The organism is Bradyrhizobium sp. NDS-1, assembly GCF_032918005.1.
Taxonomy (GTDB): domain Bacteria; phylum Pseudomonadota; class Alphaproteobacteria; order Rhizobiales; family Xanthobacteraceae; genus Bradyrhizobium; species Bradyrhizobium tunisiense.
The window spans coordinates 7,614,886-7,631,182 of record NZ_CP136628.1 but is presented as its reverse complement, the minus strand read 5'-3'; the positions used below and the strand labels follow the sequence as shown (position 1 = coordinate 7,631,182).

The following is a 16,297-nucleotide window of genomic DNA, read 5'->3' as shown; positions in this document are numbered from 1 at the left end:
AAGAGCTGGCGGATTTACCGCTTCGCGTCCGCCTGTTCCGTGCCGGTGCACGAGATCAGCATCGTGTAGGCGCGGGCGTTAGCGGCGATGTCGGTGGTCTTCAGTTCACCCTTGGGCTCCGCGGTCTGGTAGGGCACCACGGAATTGTCGAGGAAGTCGCGCAGCGCGCCGGTCTTGATGGCGAAGTTGATGTTCTCGGGGATGTTACCGGTTGCGACCGCGATTCGCAGATTGTCGAGCTTTCCCGTAACCACGCCGACGATCTGCCCGGTGGTGTCGAACAGCGGGCCTCCGCTATTGCCGGGCTGCACGGGTGCGCTGATCTGAAGGAAACGTGAATCGTTGCGCATCCCACTGAGCGAGCTCACGATACCAGTGGTGACGGTGAAATCCGAGCTCAGAAGTCCACGGTAGGGAAAGCCGATCGCCACGACGGAATCGCCGGAGCGGATTGAGCGATCGCGAATCCGGACAAACTCTTTGAACGTCGTTGTCGACGGCGCCTGCAAGAGGGCGAGATCGTTCATTGCATCGCTCGATACGACGCGCAACGTCATTGCGGCCTCTCCCGTGAGATTGCCTTTGAGGTCGCTGCAACCGTCGATCACATGGTGGTTCGTGACGATGTGCCCGCTGGCACTCACCACGAAGCCGGTGCCGCTCTTCGACTTGGCAGACTTGCCGGACGCAGGCGGCGACGCCTGCTTCTCCGTCGTGGCGGCTGGCTTGGCCGTACCCTTGGTGAAGTCGCCGGCCTTGTCGAGCCCGTCGGCTTTCACCTTGGTCACGCAATTGGTCAATGCCGCGATGACCGGCCCGGTCGATGTCAGATCGAAATTCAGAACGGCGCGGCCGGCTGTTGCGACCATCAGGCTGGACTTCTGGAACGTCCGCACAACGTTGAGTGGCATGACGGACGTCAACATGTTGGACTGATATGCCGTCGCGTACAGCCTGGCTTGCTCCCGCCCGTCGAAGATCACGTCGATCGCGGCGTTCTCGCCCTTGTTGAAGTGGTAGCCGGGGCTTGCAAAAGCCAGCAACCAGGTGCCGGCGGCGTTCTGGCTTACGACCAGGATGACGCCGTTCGCATAGGGGCTCGTTGCGGCGCAATGGGAGAAAGCGCCCGTCTCATCGTTGCTGAAAGCGCCGCCGACCCAGTTACCGACATTGACGCTGCCGAACGGTCCTTTCGCGTGCGCGATGCCGGCGATACCCAACTGCAACAAGGACGCAACGATCAACGATTTAAGCCACATACCAGCCCCCGGACCCTTTCGGTTGCATCATATCTGCGGGGCCACGCGTGGCGCAACCGGCAGTTGTTCGTTCCGGCGCAATCTGCTCGCGTCGAGGCTTGCGGTTACTTTGCATTCCTATATACTTTGCGATACAAAGTGAGGGATGGGCAATCCCGGCAAGCATTGGCGGAGCGGGGTTTGGCGTTGCCGATACGCGATCTCGACAAGGCACTGGCCGACATCGTGACGATCCGGAGCCAGATTGCGGCTGGCACGGCCTTCCGCGGCTATGGCCCGGCGACGATGGTCGCGACCGGCGCCGTCGCGCTCATCACCGCGATCCTGCAATTCTGGCTGCTCGGCGATCCCACCAGTGAGCCGCTCGGCTTTTTCTTCGGCTGGTTCATCGCCGCCGCGCTCTCCGTCCTGATGATCGGGATCGAGATGCGCGCGCGATCGCGCCGTCATCATTCGGGCCTGGCCGATGCCATGATTCACCAGGCGGTCGAGCAATTCCTGCCCGCAGGCGTTGCCGGTGTGTTGCTCGCGGTGGTGATGTGGAAGTTCGCCGGCGAGACGCTGTGGCTGCTTCCGGGCCTGTGGCAGATCCTGGTGTCGCTGGGCATTTTTGCCTCCGTCCGCTCCCTGCCGCGCACCGTCGCGTTCGCCGGCGCCTGGTATTTCGTGTCCGGCTTCGCGGTGGTGGTGCTCGCGAGCCAGACTCACACGCTGTCACCATGGACCATGGGCCTGCCCTTCGTGATCGGGCAGTCGATGATGGCGGGCATTCTGCATGTCGCATCCGGAGACCATGATGTCGAAGACTGACAGCGCACCCTTCTCTTACGAAGGATTGGACCGCGTGATCCACGAGAAGGCGAGGCTCGGCCTTCTGACGTCGTTGATGGCGCATCCGAAGGGGCTGGCATTCGCCGACCTCAAGCAGCTGTGCGGCCTCACCGACGGCAATCTCAGCCGGCACCTTGCCGTGCTTCAGGAGGCCGGCCTCGTCGAGGTGACCAAGGGCTACGAGGGTAACCGCCCGCACACCACTTGCCGCCTCACCAGGACCGGGCGGCGCCGCTTCCTCGACTATCTCGCCGTGCTCGAGCGCCTGGTGCGCGACGCTGCGAAAGCCGCCGGCCGCGAGGCGCCGCCGCTCGGCCGCCTCGGTATCGTCTCGACCTGATCCCCCCTTTTTTGACCGGAGACTTTGCAATGCAAAGTGATGTTACGCCCCGCGACGAGAAGCTTCATATCGGCATCATCATGGACGGCAACGGACGATGGGCGACGCGGCGCGGCCTGTCGCGGGTGCGCGGCCATGAAGCGGGTGTCGAGGCGATCCGCCGTATCGTCGAGGCCGCGCCCAAGCAGGGCATCGGCACGCTGACGCTCTACGCCTTCTCCACCGACAATTGGCGGAGGCCGAAGGCCGAGGTCGCCGCATTGATGACCTTGCTGCGCTTCTATCTCGCCAATGAGGTGCAGAGCCTGGTCAGGAACGGTGTGCGCCTCAACGTGATCGGCCGCCGTGATCGCCTGCCCGAAGGCATCGCCACGGCGATCACGCGCGCCGAGGAAGCCACCGCCCGGGGCAGCACCCTGCACCTGCGCATCGCGGTCGATTACTCCGCGCGCGACGCCATTCTCAATGCTGCGGCGAAGGCGGCCGCCTTGACCAGCCTCACCCGCGAAGCCTTCTCGCAGCTCGTCACCGGCGAAGCCGGTCTGCGCGACGTCGACCTCATCATTCGCACCTCGGGCGAAAAGCGGCTGTCGGACTTCCTGCTCTGGGAAGGCGCCTATGCCGAGCTGCACTTCACCGAGCGGATGTGGCCCGAGTTCGACGCGAGCGATCTGGCCGCTGCCCTAGCCTCCTTCCACGGCCGCGAGCGTCGCTTCGGCGGCCTACAGGCGATCATGCCCGAGGAGGTGCCGTCGCTCTCCCGTGTGTGACCGTGGCACATGACAACAAGACGTTCGTTCTCGGCCGTATGATCGGCGCAAGGTCCAGGCAGCCAGCGCGGCTGCGGCCAGGCGTGGCTGGCCTCCAGGATACCGGTCTCGGAGACGGCAGTCGGTTCATCTCACAGCGCCTATTGCGTTAGCGGAACTGCCGCAATCCTCGGCACGCCGCCCCGCTCGAAAAGCGCTGCAAGCTTCTGCGGATCGTGCTCTACTGCCCCTTGCGGCGGGAGTTCGCAAGATGCGCGCAGTTCTGGATTATTGCAGCGGCGGGACGGAGCGGAAGGTCGAGGCCGGTACGCTCATCGTGACCGAGGGTGGCACCAGCGGCCACCTCTACGTGCTGATGCAAGGCAAACTCGAGGTGCTCAAGGGCGAGATGGTGGTCGCCATCGTCACCGAGCCCGGCGCAGTGCTCGGCGAGATGTCCGTGCTGCTGGGCCAGCCGCACACCGCAACGGTGCGGGCCTGGTCCGACGCGGTCGTCTACGAGTTCGAGGATGCCGCCTCGTTCCTCGAGAAGGAGCCGGGCGTAGCCCTGATGATCGCAAAAATGCTGGCGCAGCGGCTCAATGTCGCCAACACCTATCTCGCCGATCTCAAGCGGCAATATGCCGGCCACGGCACGCATCTGGCCATGGTCGGCGAGGTGCTCCAGAGCATGATCAACCTGCCGCCGCTTGAGGTTTCGCCAGGTTCGGATCGGCAATCTGATCCAAGAATATGAGCCAGTCGGGCGGCGCTTCGATCGGCGCCGCGGGCCGCTTCAGCGGCGCATTCAGGTCGATCCATTGGCCCTCGCCGGCCGCAAGCCAGAACGCCTTGCCCGCGTCGAGGTCCAGCACGATGCAGGTCGGCGGCCGGCCCGGCTGCAGGCCGGTGTTGAAGATCCAGCTCCCGCCCAGCCGGTCGAACCACGAGCCGCCGGTGATGAACGGCGATTGGTGCACATGGCCCGAGATTACCATCGACGGCTGGTGCTGCACGATCCATTGCATCAGCTCGACGTCGCCGAAGAAGCGTTTGCCGCCCCAACTCGTCGGTGAATCCGCCGGCGGCGCGTGATGTGCCCAGATCCAGCGTCGCGGCCGGCCGATGGCGGCGTCGGCGAGTTGGGCGACGATGCGCTGTTTGACCAGCGGCCCGTCCCACCACGGGCACACCGTGAACATGGTGTCGCCAATGGTGAGGCTGTCGCCGTCGCAGGCGATGCCCAACTCGCGCACCTCCGAGATCCACCGTGAGATCTTCTCGCCGTCTGTATCGCGCTCGTCGAGGTCGTGATTGCCGGAGCATAGGATCACGCGGGACTTCGCGGCAAGCAGCGCGAGGTATTTCTTCACCACCACGATCTGGGCGCGAAAATCCACCATCGAGCCGATGTCGAGTGCGTCGCCGGCGAAGATCACGAGGTCGAATTGCGGTGCCGCGCTGACCAGCCAGTCGAGCTGCGGCAGCGAATAATGCAGGTCGGCCACGACCAGGCAGCGCATCGAAAACCCCTCAGTGGGAGCTTGAAAATGTCGGGAATTCCAGACGTCCATGAAGCAAGAAGCGGACCAGCTGGTCGCTCCCTCGCGCCATCACCGCAAGGCTAGACCGGATCGGTAAATTCTGGTGTCGTGGCGGACCTCAACGCGAATGTCCGCATGACCTCCTTCAAGATTATTCGTGCCCGCGCCGAGAAACGCAAGGGCGGTCCTAAGGCATTGGAAAAGCTGATGCCGGCAAAGCCCGACCTGAAGCGGCTGGCCAAGCTCGGCGACGACCGCGTCCTCGCCGAGATGACGAAGCGTGTGTTCTGCGCCGGCTTCGCCTGGAGCGTGATCGATTCGAAATGGGACGGCTTTGAAGAGGCCTTCCTGCATTTCCAGCCGGCCAAGCTCTGCTTCCAGCCGGAAGACTATTGGGAAGGCCTTTTGCGCGACGCGCGCATCGTGCGGAACGATGCCAAGATCATGTCGGTGCGCGACAATGCCGCCTTCGTGCAGGAGATCGCGAAGGAGCATGGCAGCTTCGGCAAGTTTCTGGCGAAATGGCCTTCGTCCGACGAGATCGGCCTGCTCGATCTCCTGACCAAGCGCGGGAGCCGTCTCGGCGGTAACACCGGGCAGATGCTGTTGCGCTTTGTCGGTTGGGATGGCTTCGTCACGTCAAAGGATGTCGTCGCGTCCTTGCGCGATGCCGGCCTCGACATTGCGGAAGAGGTCAAGTCGAAGGGCGATCTCGCCAAGGTGCAGGCGCAGTTCAACGCCTGGGCCGACGAGACGGGTCTACCCTACACCTATCTGTCACGCATCTGCGCGCTGTCGGTGGGTGAAAACCGCAGCGAGTAGCGCGGACCGCTGCCAATCAGGAGAGAACAATGGCCAAAGCCTATTGGGTTGCCACCTATCGCGCGATCAAGGATCCCGATGCCATGGCGGCGTACGCCAAGGTATCGCGCCAAGCCATCGAAGCGGCGGGTGGTCGCGTGATCGCGCGCGGGATGCCTGCTGCGGTCTTCGAACTCGGTCAGATGGAGCGCGTCGTTCTCATCGAGTTTGACAGCGTCGAGCGCGCCCAGGCGGCGTATGCGAGCCCGGCCTATCAGGCCGCTCACGACCTGCTCGGCGAGGGCGCGGACCGCGATATCAGGATCGTCGAAGCCGCGGATTAGGTCAGCGCGCGGAGAGATCGTGTGCATCTTGTGGCAATCTCGTGCCGCGAGCGCGGCGGATGCAATGCGCGATCACAAAATACATTTCGCTGGAACATTCGTGCGCAGCACCTGTTCGGAGTTGAGCCAGGCGGACAAAGGCGCAGGGAACGCGCGCTCCCGTCCGGGCCAATGAAACCGGTGACAGAAACGGAGCAGCTCATGAAGCTCACAACCGAACAGGTGAAGCAGACCGTCAACCAACTCGGCGCTCAGGTGCTGCCCGACGAACATCCGGCCATGCCGCAGCTCAACAGCATGTTCGGCGAGCACACCTTCTTCGTCGATGAAACGGGCCTCAAGGTCCTCGAGCCCACGCCGTCGCTCGGTGCGGATCGCGAGAGCGGCGAAGTCGTCAGCCTCGCTGACTGGGGCGATTCCGACCTGACGCGCCTAATGGCGCACGAACCCGAGCCGACCGGCGTGATCGTGGTGTTCGAGCACGTCAGGCATTGAGCGGCCGCGCGGATCGACTTTCAGCGGTGGCGGGTCTGAAAGATCCCGCCACCGTCGGTCGCGCACAGCGCGGAAGGATGATTGCCTCGCTCAAATGCCCAATGTCAGCTGCGGCTCCGGCTCGCCGCCGGCCTGGAGAGCAGACAACGATACTCCGAGGAGCCTGACGCGCTTCGGCAGCGGCATCTCGGCTTCAAGCAGGCCGCAGGCCAGCCGCTCCAGTTCGTTCCGCCCGGCAACGGCCGCTGCGACGGATCTGCTGCGCGTGATGATCTCGAAGTCGGCAAATTTGATCTTCAGGGTGACGGTGCGGCCGCGGTTGCCGGTCGCTTCGCAATGGCGCCAGACCTTGTCGACGAGAGGCTTGAGCTCGACGGCCAACGCGTCATACGCGATGAGGTCGGTCGAGAACGTGTTCTCTGCGCCGATCGACTTGCGAATGCGGTCGGCCCGAACCGGCCGCTCGTCGACGCCGCGTGAGATCCAATAGTAGTAGGCGCCCGACTTGCCGAAATTCGCATTCATGAACTCCAGCGACTGATTGCGGATGTCGAGGCCGGTGAACATGCCGAGCGCGTTCATCTTCGCGCTCGTCGCCGGACCGATCCCGTGGAATTTGCCGACGGGCAGCGTCTCGACGAAGGCGGGCCCCGTTTCCGGCGAAATCACGAACTGACCGTTGGGCTTGCGATGGTCGGAGGCGAGCTTGGCCAGAAACTTGTTGTAGGAAATGCCTGCCGAGGCGTTGAGGCCCGTCTCGGCCTTGATCTTCTCGCGGATCCGCAGCGCGATGTCCCGCGCCAGCGGAATGCCTTGCAGGTTTTCGGTGACGTCGAGATACGCCTCGTCGAGCGACAACGGCTCGATGATGGGCGTGTGCTCGGCAAAGATCTCGCGGATCTGCCTGGAGATCGCCTTGTAGACCTCGAAGCGCGGCCTGACGAAGATCAGCTCGGGACATTGCCGCTTCGCCGTCACCGACGGCATCGCTGAGCGAACGCCGAACTTGCGGGCCTCGTAGCTCGCGGCCGCGACGACGCCGCGCTCCGCGGAGCCTCCCACCGCAACCGGCTTTCCGCGCAGCTCCGGATTGTCGCGCTGCTCCACCGACGCATAGAAGGCATCCATGTCGATATGGATGATCTTGCGCACGAGCGAGGCGTTGTTGGTGACAGTGTCGGAATCGCTCATGGAAAGATGATACAATTGGGCGGCGGGATGCGCGAGGTGAGGGATGCTTCAGTTATTGGTCTTCGTGGTGGGCGTGGTCGGCGTCGGCTGGCTGATCGGCGCGACGAATCCTCCGGGAGAATGGTATGCCGGCCTCGCCAAGCCGGGCTTCGTTCCGCCGAACTGGGCGTTCCCGGTGGCCTGGACCATCCTCTACATCATGATCGCAGTCGCAGGTTGGCGGACCTTTCGCCGTGACCCGTCGAGCAAGGCGATGCTGGTCTGGGCGACGCAACTGGTTCTGAACTTTGCCTGGTCTCCAGTGATGTTCACGATGCACCAGATCGGGGCTGCGCTCGTCATCCTCATTGGCCTGTTCGTGGCGATCGTGACTTATATCGGTATCCAAACGTCACGTGACCGCTTGGCCGCCGCGTTGTTCCTGCCCTACGCGGCCTGGGTCGGTTTGGCCGGCGTACTCAACGCGGCGATCTGGCGATTGAATTGACCTTGTCTCGATCGAGCCTACCGTGAACGGTCAGCCATCGTATGACGGCCTGGTGGCGTCGCCTCCGACCAACTCCGGGCGAACGTCTCTACTGCATCTTTTGAACGCGGACACGCACATCCTGGCCCGGCTTGGCGAGTTGCAGTTGGACTTTGTTTAAATAGGGGGTTGTGCTCGCCAAATGGTTGCATAATGATTGCGCTACGTTTCTGGGGGCGAATCATGGCCAAACTCTCAACCAAAGCTGCCACGCGCATCACCACTCAACTCAAGAGGTACCAAGGCGTATTAGCCGGGTTGCTCAAGCGCGATGTTAGCGAGGCCGACACGGTCACGGTCATCAATGACATGCTTTCCGATATCTGCGGCTATGACAAATACCTACATGTCACCAGCCAATATGCGATCCGCGGGACCTATGTGGATCTTGCTGTGAAGGTTGACGACGAGATCAGGTTTATCATCGAGGTTAAGGCCATCGGGATCGACCTCAAGGATGCCCACGTCAAGCAAGCTGTCGATTACGCAGCCAACGAGGGTATTGAGTGGGTAGTACTCACGAATGGTGCCCACTGGCGGATCTATAAGGTGCATTTCGGCCAGCCGATTGAGAAGATCCTCGTCTGTGAGTTGGACGCGATCGAGGAAAGCGCCAAGAGCCCAGAAGCCCTGGAGTGTTTCGGAAACTTGAGCCGCGAAGGCTTCTCGAAGAGCACGATGACGGAGTTTTTGCTGCACAAACAGGTCACGAATAAATTCACTGTCGCGGCTGTTTTGCAGGCTGACTTCATTCTGGAGGTTCTACGCCGCGAGATTCGTCGGATGAGTTCCGGTGTGAAGGTGGAAGTCGACTATCTGAAGACATTGTTGCGCGAGGAGGTCATCAAGCGCGACTTGGTTGACAGCGATGAAGCGAAGGCGGCTCTCCAGAACATCAGGCGTTTGCAGCGAGCTGCCACACGTAAGAAAGCCGCGCCAAAAGCCGCCGATGAAGACGCGCCGATAGTCGCCCCGGTTCAGGATGCTTCCGCCTCCACGCCGCGAGCAGTCGCCATTCCTGAATAGGGAATCTGGCGTACGGCCCTAGAGCGGGGGGCGTGTCGCTATAGTAGGACAAATTGATGGACGTCGATCCGGAGATTTACAAAAGGCAGGCCGAAGCGCCTATCAACTTGGATCCGAACTGCCAAGAGGTGCGGGAGCAGCGCGAACGAATGTGGTACGTGGCCCGTCGACATACTTTAGCTGATGCATTCCCCAGCCGCGCGAAGTGGCATAAGGATCGACCGAATTCCTTTGGCTTCTTCCTGGATCACATCAGGCCAAAGGCCTGACAACCAGTTGCTGGAGATGAGAGGTCTTGTCAGTTCCGTTCCGTCGAGGTGGCTTCAGTTCGGTTGCGATTGGCTGGAGAAAGTGGAGCCACTTGTCGGCCCCGAATGAACTCGAGAAGCTGGTCTGAGGCTCCCTCGCCAACACGCCGCGCACCCGCGACGGTGAGGTGATTGACGTCCCAGTAGAGCCAGAGCCCGTCCACGGAGGTGGGGCATTCGGCCTCTCCGCACAAATAACGTTCCGGATAGAGAACAAAAAGCTGGTCCGCATAGCGGCTCCGAATGTCCTCGAGCATAGCGTGGAACTCGCGATTGTCGGCCTGCACGCGATCGAGGGGTACAGATGGACAAGGTTTGCCCGGCGCATGCCAGAGCGGTCCGGGCGCGAAGCGGGACATCAAGCTGCGGCAGCCCGGCTCGACGCCGGGCGCGATGATCAGGAAGCGCCGTCCGCTGCCGCCCAGGTCACGGATCGAATTCTCGATGCCGGCCCGCCAGATCTGCAACGCCGGAGCTTTGACTTCCGGCGCGAGCTCGTTGCTGATCGAGTCGCCGTAAGTCATCCAGGATTGACTGAGCACCACTGCCGCCTGGCTCTGCTTGATCGCGGCGAGGTAGCTATCGCGCTGGCGTTTGCAATCCTGCGAACCGTCGAAATCAGTCCGCACGAGGCCGGCCAGCAACGGACAACCCTCGGCCGTATACGCCTCTCCCCGGATCGCGGCGCGCTTTGCCACCGGATCCAGCGCGGCGACATAATGCTCGGCAAAGGAGTCGCCGAGCAGTTGCAGGCCGACGGGATCGCTCAACGAGCCGAAGGCACATTTCGACTGCGCGCTCTTGGCGCACGGCCAAAATCCGAACCGCTGGAGATCGGCGAGCTCGCGGGCCTGCGCCGGGAGCCGCCATGGCCAGCCATCCTGGCGATTGGCTACGAAAGCAACGGCGGCGAGCGAGACGATCATCGCGGCGGCAGGGCCGACAACCCGCAGCAATGACGAGCGACCCTCGCGATACGGCGTTTCGATCCGCCGATACATGAGCTCGGCAAGTGTCATCGCCAGGGCGACGATCAGCACTTTCGCCGTGGCCGACTTGGCGTCATCGCCGATGATATAGCTTGCGTAGACGATCAGCGGCCAGTGTACGAGGTAGAGCGAATAAGAAACCAGCCCGATCCGGGCAGACAGCGGATTGGTCAGAAGAGGCGAGAGGGCGTGGCGATCGCCCGCCAAGATCACGCTGGCCGCACCCAGGCAGGGGATGAGGGCATTCACGCCGGGGAAGGGAGTTGCACTATCAAAGCTGACGATCGCGTAACCGATCAAAGCCAGTCCGGCGGCAGCCAGCAGCGAGCGCGCGGCGACCGAGAGGGCCAGCCTTTGCTCCGCGAAGATGATGAGCGATCCGATCGCAAACTCGAAGGCGCGGCAGGTTGGGAGGTAAAATGCACCGGAGCTGTCGGTTGCGAGCGTCGCCTGCGACCAGCCAAGCGAAAGAACTGCGCTGCCGAGAATGAGCAGAGGCAGCGCGCCGCCGAGCAATCTGCGTCCCAGCAGGATAAACACGGGCCACAGGAGATAGAATTGCTCCTCGACGGCCAGCGACCAGAAATGCAGCACGGGGCTTGGATCGGCGGAGCTCGCAAAGTACGCGTGGCTGCCGCGCCAGAAGTAGAAGTTCGAGACCGAGCCCAGCGTTGCCACGACGTCTTGAGCCAGGCCCTTGAAAAGCTCCGGAGAGAACCAGAGGCCTCCGATGGCCATGGTGCCGATGATGGTGACGATGGCTGCGGGAAAGAGGCGCCGGATGCGCCGTTCGTAGAACCGTTGGACCGAAAACTCGCCGCGGTCAGCCTCGCTGAGGATGATCCGCGAGATCAGATAGCCCGACACAACGAAAAACAGGTCAACGCCGACAAAGCCGCCGCCGAACGGCGGAACGTCCAGGTGATAGAGGAAAACACTCAGGACGGAGATCGCCCGTAGCCCGTCAATATCGCGCCGATGAGAGAGCTTTGTGACCAATTGCATGCCGAACCCGTTGACGCCGGATCGTCCCGGACCGATCCGCGCGCTCGCATTCGCATTAGCTTGCCGGCATGCTTTCCTCAACTGCCGACGGTGCAGTCACGTCAACCACACTGGCTGCGATCAAATACGTCTTCTCGCTGGCGGCTCCACCGTTCATGCTTCATGCGTGGATCGCGTTTGCCGATGTGCTCCACGCGGCGATCCGGCGTTTTCGGCTCCCGACGGCGCGCTAGCTGCTCCAGAATGAATCAGTTGGAAGGAGCTTGCCGCCTCGCAGGCTTGTGAGTGGCAAGCATGATCGTGGGGCCCAATATGAGCCTGCGGAGGACATTCAATGCAATACAGCTCCGAGCTCGTTCAAACGATGCGTCAAGCCCTGGAAACCGTGATGGCGAGCGTACCGGCCCATCAGTCGGTGTTCGGTCTGAAAGCGGCCGTCGCCGAATGCATCCTGAACGCCGCCGCACACGGCCAGACGTCATATGACGGACTGGTGACGTCGGCTTCCGATCAGATCCAGGCGATTATCGCGGTGCTGACATAGGCGCCGGTGCAAAAACGGCGACAAGGCTGGCGCACCCGACACGATTCGAACGTGTGACCTTTGCCTTCGGAGGGCAACGCTCTATCCAGCTGAGCTACGGGTGCTAGTGAGGTTCATTTAGCCGATTGGCGAGAGGGGGGCAACCGCTTCTCGCCTATCGCGCGCGAGCTGATTTGCGCTGGACAGGCGCCGGAACCGCGGCGGTCTCCCGGCCGAGGGCGGCGAATTCGGCCAGTACCCTCTCGGCGCAGATGACGCGGTTGCGGCCGAGGCGTTTGGCGACATAGAGCGCCTCGTCGGCCGCCCCGAGGAGCCGGTCGGGACCGCCATCGGCCCCACCGGGAATGTGGCTGGCGACGCCGACGCTGAGAGTGACGTGGTCGCCGGCGCCCGCGGCCCCGTGGGCGATCGCCAAGGCCATGACGGCGCAGCGGATCTCCTCGGCGATGACGCAGGCGCTGTCGCAATCCATGTCCGGCAGGATCAGCGCGAACTCCTCGCCGCCGTAGCGGCTGGCGAGATCGAGCGGACGCACGGCATGCCGGCTGACGGTGGCGGCGACCGCGCGCAGGCATTCGTCGCCGGTCTGATGGCCGTGCCGGTCGTTGAACAGCTTGAAATGATCGACGTCGACGAACAGCAGCGCCAGCGGCTTCTGCGTGCGCTGGGCGCGGGCCCATTCGTTCATCAGCATCTGGTCGAAGGCGCGGCGGTTCGACAGGCCGGTCAGGCCGTCCTTGGTGGCGAGCTCCTTCAGCGCCATCTCGGCGCGCTTCTGGTCGGTGAGATCGCGCAGCGTCTCCACCACCGCAATCAATTTGCCGGCCTCGTCGTGGATCGGGCCTGCGTCGATGGCAAGGTAGAGCTGGCTGCCGAGCTTCGGCATCACACACCAGTTCTCCGCGGAAAAACCGAGCCCGTTATGGCCGCGCGCGGCATATTCCGAATAGAATTCCGGCAGCTGTTCGGGCCGGTCGAGCGCGACGAGGTCGGCAAGACAGGGGCGCCTGGTCTCGTAGAAGGCCTGCCAGTGCTTGTTGGTGCCGATCACCTCCGAGGCGGCGACGCCCGTCAGCCGCTCGCAGGCTCTGTTCCAGATCACGACGCGGCGCTTCGGGTCGATCACGAAGGTCGGCACCACAAGGTGCTGCATCAGTCGGACGGCGTAGGAATCCGCGACGTCGACTGTCTTCGTGGCGTTCTCGCGCGACTTCACCATCACGCCACCGCCGCCACCGGCACGGCACTGCCGGAGCCGAACAATTTCCGCACCTCGCTGGCCGGCTTCGGCGGGCTGAACAGATAGCCCTGCATCTGCGTGCAGCCGAGTGTGCGCAGCAGGTCGCGCTGCGCCTCGGTCTCGACCCCTTCGGCGACCGTGGTCATGTTGCTGGCGGCCGCGATGTTCACCACCGCCTGCACGATCACGGGTGCGCCGCTCTCCTCCGCGATGTCGGCGACGAAGCAGCGGTCGATCTTGATCTTGTCGAATGGGAAACGCTTGAGATAGCTGAGCGAGGAGTAGCCGGTGCCGAAATCGTCGAGTGCGATGCGCACGCCGATCGAGCGGAGCTGATGCAGGATCGAGAGCGCAGCCTCGTCGTCGCGGATCAGCACGGCCTCGGTGATCTCGAGCTCGAGCCGGCGCGGGTCCAGCCCGGAGGCGGCGAGTGCGCCCGCGATCCGCAGCGCCAGCGTGTCGCATTTGAGCTGCACCGGCGAGACGTTCACTGCGACACGCACATGCGCCGGCCAGGTCGCGGCCTCGTTGCAGGCCATACGCAGCACCCAGTCGCCGAGCTCGTTGATCAGGCCGGTATCCTCGGCGACCGGAATGAACTCCGCCGGCGACACCATGCCGCGCTCGGGATGCCGCCAGCGCAGCAGCGCTTCGCAACCCGAGACCTCGCCGGAACGCAGGTCCACCAGCGGTTGATAGTGAATCTCGAAGCCGCCGTCGACCAGCGCCTGGCGCAGGTCCTGCTCCATGGACAGGCGCGCCTTGGCGCTCGCATCCATCGCCGGCTCGAAGAAGCGGTGGGTGCGGCGCCCTTCGGCCTTGGCACCGTACATCGCGAGGTCGGCATTCTTGATGAGCTGATCGAGATCGGAGCCGTCCTGCGGCGCCAGCGCGATCCCGATGCTCGCGTCGGTGGAGAGCTGATGGCCGAAGCAATGATAGGGTTGCCGGATCGCCTGGTAGATCCGCGTCACGAACGCCACCACGTCGGCCGAGGACTGGATTCCGGTCTGGATGACCGCGAACTCGTCGCCGCCAAGCCGCGCGATCAGGTCGCCTTCCGTCAGGCAGCCGCGCAGACGGCCGGCGATGGCCTTGAGCAGCTCGTCGCCGACATGGTGGCCGAGCGAATCGTTGATGCCCTTGAATTCGTCGACATCGATGTAGAGCAGCGCAAACTGGCAGCCATCGGCGGCCCGCGCCAGCTGGCGTTCGATCTGCTCGCGGAACAGCGTGCGGTTCGGCAGGTCGGTCAGCGCATCGTAATGCGCCATGTGTGCGATCTTCTCGTCGGCGCGCCGCCGCTCCGTGACGTCCTCCACGACGTTGATGATGTAGCGGGGTTCGCCGGACTTGTCGCGGATGCCGATCCTCCGCGACGTGATGTAGCGCCGCCCGATGGTCGGGGTGTTCCAGCTATGCTCGTCCAGGAACAGGCCGTCCGGCGATTGCAACAGCCTGTCGTCGTCCCGGGTGATGATGCCGGCCTCGTCTGTCGGATAAAGGTCGAACGCGGTCTTGCCGACGATCGTTTCCGGGGTGACGCCGAGCTGCTCCTCGGCCACGTGGTTGGCGAGAAGGTAGCGCCGCGTGCGCGCGTCCTTCACGGTAATCCGCGACGGGATGTGATCGATGATCTCCCGGAGGAAGGTGTGGTTGCGGTCGCGCTCCTGCTCCAGGCTGCGGCGCTCGGTGATGTCCTCGATGGTGGCGACCCATCCGCCCTGCGCAAGCGGGGTATTGATGACCTGGAAGGCGCGGCCGTCGGCCAATTGATGAATTCTCGTGGAGACCGTGCCTTCGGCGACGATCCGCATGACATCGGCGCAGAATTCCTCGACATCACCGTCGAACGCGCGGCGCTCCTTGCGATGGTACATCGCCTCGCGGATGTGGCAGCCGGGCTTGATGACGTCGTGGGACAGGCCGAACATCTCCGCATAGCGGCGGTTACAGGTGACGATGTAGCCGGCGGCATCGTACAGGATCAGTCCCTGCGACATGTTGTTGAGGGCTGTGTCGAGCCGCCGCCGCTCCGCCTCGATCCGTTCCTGGGCTTCGCGGTTCTGCCGGTTGATCTGGCGAATGATCAGATAGAGGATCAACGCGATCACGACGGCCGAGAAACCCGCCGTAGCGACCATGAAGCCGGTCTGCTGTCGCCAGTCGGCCAGCGCGGCGCTGGTGATGTTGGTCGCGACGATGACGAGCGGAAAATGCGTCAATGTCGTTGCCGAGCCCAGCCGCTCCTCGCCGTCGACGGGGCTCCTGACGCGCAGCGTGTGCTGACCGCCGTTGGCCAGCACCTTCTGCATCAGCGGCGCATCCTTGAAGCTTCGTCCGATCATCTCTTCCAGATGCGGATAGCGCGCCAGCATCTTGCCTTCGCGATCGAACAGCGAGATCGCCGTACCCTCGGCAAGCGCCACGGATGCGAAATAATGCTGGTAGCTGGCCGGATCGATCCGGCGGACCATTGCGCCGAGGAATGTGCCGTCGGGGCCGGTCAACCGCCGCGCGACGACGGTGGTCCATTTGCCGATGATGAAGCTGCGGACGGATTCCAGGATGACCGGCTCGCCGGTCGGATTGGATTTGAAGGCTTGGAAATAGGCGCGCGAGGAAACGTTGATCTTGGGCAACGGCTGGGCCCGCGACCAGTTGATCAGCTCGCCCTCCGCGTCGTAGATCGCGATGTCGCCGAGATAGGACACAGAGCTGATCTTGCTGCGCAGCATCTGGTTCGTCGCGGATCCCGACATGCGCTCGCGGAATACCGCAGGCGAGGTGATCTCCGGCAGGTTCATCTGCCCGATCACATCAGCGGCGACGACGTCGGAGTCTTCGAATTGCTGGTCAAAGTGCCGTGCGATCAGCTGTACCGTGTTTTCCAGCTCACGTTCACGATTGGCGAGGGGCCGCTCGCGGAATTCGCCGATGGCCATGGCGGTCACGATGAAGATTCCCGCGACCAGCACCACGCCGCACAGGGTCAGCCACAGGACCGGACCACGCCGAATCGCCGCCCTCCAGCCGCTGTTCGCGGCTAGGGACATTCCGGCTGCAATCCGCGCAAAGACCTGGCGCATTCCCCCTCCCTGGAGG

Annotated in this window: 17 protein-coding genes and 1 tRNA gene; 11 read left to right on the top strand and 7 right to left on the bottom strand. The window is 63.4% G+C overall.

Going from position 1 to position 16,297, the window contains the following annotated elements:
* Window positions 1-14 precede the first annotated feature (14 nt).
* A complete protein-coding gene (locus RX330_RS35600) occupies window positions 15-1,259 on the bottom strand; it encodes a S1C family serine protease (protein ID WP_317241624.1) in 1,245 nt (414 codons plus the stop codon).
* Window positions 1,260-1,451: 192 nt separating this feature from the next.
* On the opposite strand from RX330_RS35600, the gene RX330_RS35595 reads away from it, so the two are divergent.
* The 4 genes from RX330_RS35595 to RX330_RS35580 all read left to right on the top strand — a co-directional run bounded on the left by RX330_RS35595 (window position 1,452) and on the right by RX330_RS35580 (window position 3,936).
* A complete protein-coding gene (locus tag RX330_RS35595; RefSeq protein WP_317244032.1) occupies window positions 1,452-2,069 on the top strand; it encodes a hypothetical protein in 618 nt (205 codons plus the stop codon).
* Complete coding sequence (locus RX330_RS35590; protein WP_317241623.1) at window positions 2,056-2,430, top strand: transcriptional regulator; 375 nt, start codon at window positions 2,056-2,058, stop codon at window positions 2,428-2,430. Before RX330_RS35595 ends, RX330_RS35590 begins: the two co-directional genes overlap by 14 nt.
* Before the next feature lie 29 nt (window positions 2,431-2,459).
* Window positions 2,460-3,200 carry a di-trans,poly-cis-decaprenylcistransferase gene (locus tag RX330_RS35585; protein ID WP_317241622.1) on the top strand — a complete coding sequence of 247 codons (741 nt, stop codon included), beginning with the start codon at window positions 2,460-2,462 and terminating at the stop codon, window positions 3,198-3,200.
* A gap of 250 nt (window positions 3,201-3,450) precedes the next feature.
* Window positions 3,451-3,936: a Crp/Fnr family transcriptional regulator gene (locus RX330_RS35580; protein WP_317241621.1), complete on the top strand. Its 486-nt coding sequence runs from the start codon at window positions 3,451-3,453 to the stop codon at window positions 3,934-3,936.
* Here the strand turns inward: RX330_RS35580 and RX330_RS35575 are convergent.
* Window positions 3,875-4,702 carry a metallophosphoesterase gene (locus RX330_RS35575; RefSeq protein WP_317241620.1) on the bottom strand — a complete coding sequence of 276 codons (828 nt, stop codon included), beginning with the start codon at window positions 4,700-4,702 and terminating at the stop codon, window positions 3,875-3,877. The genes RX330_RS35580 and RX330_RS35575 overlap by 62 nt on opposite strands.
* 156 nt (window positions 4,703-4,858) lie before the next feature.
* Between RX330_RS35575 and RX330_RS35570 the strand changes: the two genes are divergently transcribed.
* The 3 genes from RX330_RS35570 to RX330_RS35560 all read left to right on the top strand — a co-directional run bounded on the left by RX330_RS35570 (window position 4,859) and on the right by RX330_RS35560 (window position 6,363).
* Window positions 4,859-5,545, top strand: coding sequence for a DNA-3-methyladenine glycosylase I (locus tag RX330_RS35570; RefSeq protein ID WP_317241619.1), 687 nt, complete (start codon window positions 4,859-4,861; stop codon window positions 5,543-5,545).
* A gap of 29 nt (window positions 5,546-5,574) precedes the next feature.
* Window positions 5,575-5,868 carry a DUF1330 domain-containing protein gene (locus tag RX330_RS35565; RefSeq protein ID WP_317241618.1) on the top strand — a complete coding sequence of 98 codons (294 nt, stop codon included), beginning with the start codon at window positions 5,575-5,577 and terminating at the stop codon, window positions 5,866-5,868.
* A gap of 201 nt (window positions 5,869-6,069) precedes the next feature.
* Window positions 6,070-6,363 carry a hypothetical protein gene (locus tag RX330_RS35560; RefSeq protein ID WP_212083593.1) on the top strand — a complete coding sequence of 98 codons (294 nt, stop codon included), beginning with the start codon at window positions 6,070-6,072 and terminating at the stop codon, window positions 6,361-6,363.
* A 90-nt stretch (window positions 6,364-6,453) separates the two neighbouring features.
* Here the strand turns inward: RX330_RS35560 and dinB are convergent, their stop codons facing one another.
* Window positions 6,454-7,554: a DNA polymerase IV gene (gene dinB, locus RX330_RS35555; RefSeq protein WP_317241616.1), complete on the bottom strand. Its 1,101-nt coding sequence runs from the start codon at window positions 7,552-7,554 to the stop codon at window positions 6,454-6,456.
* A 43-nt stretch (window positions 7,555-7,597) separates the two neighbouring features.
* Between dinB and RX330_RS35550 the strand changes: the two genes are divergently transcribed.
* From RX330_RS35550 to RX330_RS35540, 3 genes are all read left to right on the top strand, one after another.
* Window positions 7,598-8,041: a TspO/MBR family protein gene (locus RX330_RS35550; RefSeq protein WP_317241615.1), complete on the top strand. Its 444-nt coding sequence runs from the start codon at window positions 7,598-7,600 to the stop codon at window positions 8,039-8,041.
* A 222-nt stretch (window positions 8,042-8,263) separates the two neighbouring features.
* On the top strand, window positions 8,264-9,106 hold the full coding sequence (locus RX330_RS35545; RefSeq protein WP_317241614.1) for a type I restriction enzyme HsdR N-terminal domain-containing protein: 843 nt from the start codon (window positions 8,264-8,266) through the stop codon (window positions 9,104-9,106).
* 56 nt (window positions 9,107-9,162) lie between these two features.
* On the top strand, window positions 9,163-9,375 hold the full coding sequence (locus RX330_RS35540) for a hypothetical protein (RefSeq protein ID WP_317241613.1): 213 nt from the start codon (window positions 9,163-9,165) through the stop codon (window positions 9,373-9,375).
* Window positions 9,376-9,404: 29 nt separating this feature from the next.
* Here RX330_RS35540 and RX330_RS35535 read toward each other — a convergent pair whose 3' ends face one another.
* Window positions 9,405-11,408: an acyltransferase family protein gene (locus RX330_RS35535; RefSeq protein WP_317241612.1), complete on the bottom strand. Its 2,004-nt coding sequence runs from the start codon at window positions 11,406-11,408 to the stop codon at window positions 9,405-9,407.
* 334 nt (window positions 11,409-11,742) lie between these two features.
* On the opposite strand from RX330_RS35535, the gene RX330_RS35530 reads away from it, so the two are divergent.
* Complete coding sequence (locus RX330_RS35530) at window positions 11,743-11,952, top strand: hypothetical protein (RefSeq protein ID WP_212083610.1); 210 nt, start codon at window positions 11,743-11,745, stop codon at window positions 11,950-11,952.
* Window positions 11,953-11,979: 27 nt separating this feature from the next.
* Here RX330_RS35530 and RX330_RS35525 read toward each other — a convergent pair.
* The 3 genes from RX330_RS35525 to RX330_RS35515 all read right to left on the bottom strand — a co-directional run bounded on the left by RX330_RS35525 (window position 11,980) and on the right by RX330_RS35515 (window position 16,281).
* Window positions 11,980-12,056, bottom strand: a tRNA-Arg gene (locus RX330_RS35525).
* A gap of 50 nt (window positions 12,057-12,106) precedes the next feature.
* Window positions 12,107-13,171, bottom strand: a complete 1,065-nt coding sequence (locus RX330_RS35520) for a diguanylate cyclase (protein ID WP_212083612.1) — start codon at window positions 13,169-13,171, stop codon at window positions 12,107-12,109.
* Window positions 13,171-16,281: an EAL domain-containing protein gene (locus RX330_RS35515; RefSeq protein WP_317241611.1), complete on the bottom strand. Its 3,111-nt coding sequence runs from the start codon at window positions 16,279-16,281 to the stop codon at window positions 13,171-13,173. Before RX330_RS35515 ends, RX330_RS35520 begins: the two co-directional genes overlap by 1 nt.
* Between the last annotated feature and the right edge of the window lie 16 nt (window positions 16,282-16,297).

Bases quoted from the DNA above. Each gene is read 5' to 3' on its own strand.
- RX330_RS35535 (WP_317241612.1), bottom strand. From the start codon at position 11,408: ATGCAATTGGTCACAAAGCTCTCTCATCGGCGCGATATTGACGGGCTA.
- RX330_RS35515 (WP_317241611.1), bottom strand. From the start codon at position 16,281: ATGCGCCAGGTCTTTGCGCGGATTGCAGCCGGAATGTCCCTAGCCGCG.
- RX330_RS35575 (WP_317241620.1), bottom strand. From the start codon at position 4,702: ATGCGCTGCCTGGTCGTGGCCGACCTGCATTATTCGCTGCCGCAGCTC.
- RX330_RS35520 (WP_212083612.1), bottom strand. From the start codon at position 13,171: ATGGTGAAGTCGCGCGAGAACGCCACGAAGACAGTCGACGTCGCGGAT.
- RX330_RS35600 (WP_317241624.1), bottom strand. From the start codon at position 1,259: ATGTGGCTTAAATCGTTGATCGTTGCGTCCTTGTTGCAGTTGGGTATC.
- dinB (WP_317241616.1), bottom strand. From the start codon at position 7,554: ATGAGCGATTCCGACACTGTCACCAACAACGCCTCGCTCGTGCGCAAG.
- RX330_RS35585 (WP_317241622.1), top strand. From the start codon at position 2,460: ATGCAAAGTGATGTTACGCCCCGCGACGAGAAGCTTCATATCGGCATC.
- RX330_RS35550 (WP_317241615.1), top strand. From the start codon at position 7,598: ATGCTTCAGTTATTGGTCTTCGTGGTGGGCGTGGTCGGCGTCGGCTGG.
- RX330_RS35560 (WP_212083593.1), top strand. From the start codon at position 6,070: ATGAAGCTCACAACCGAACAGGTGAAGCAGACCGTCAACCAACTCGGC.
- RX330_RS35545 (WP_317241614.1), top strand. From the start codon at position 8,264: ATGGCCAAACTCTCAACCAAAGCTGCCACGCGCATCACCACTCAACTC.
- RX330_RS35590 (WP_317241623.1), top strand. From the start codon at position 2,056: ATGTCGAAGACTGACAGCGCACCCTTCTCTTACGAAGGATTGGACCGC.
- RX330_RS35530 (WP_212083610.1), top strand. From the start codon at position 11,743: ATGCAATACAGCTCCGAGCTCGTTCAAACGATGCGTCAAGCCCTGGAA.
- RX330_RS35570 (WP_317241619.1), top strand. From the start codon at position 4,859: ATGACCTCCTTCAAGATTATTCGTGCCCGCGCCGAGAAACGCAAGGGC.
- RX330_RS35565 (WP_317241618.1), top strand. From the start codon at position 5,575: ATGGCCAAAGCCTATTGGGTTGCCACCTATCGCGCGATCAAGGATCCC.
- RX330_RS35580 (WP_317241621.1), top strand. From the start codon at position 3,451: ATGCGCGCAGTTCTGGATTATTGCAGCGGCGGGACGGAGCGGAAGGTC.
- RX330_RS35540 (WP_317241613.1), top strand. From the start codon at position 9,163: ATGGACGTCGATCCGGAGATTTACAAAAGGCAGGCCGAAGCGCCTATC.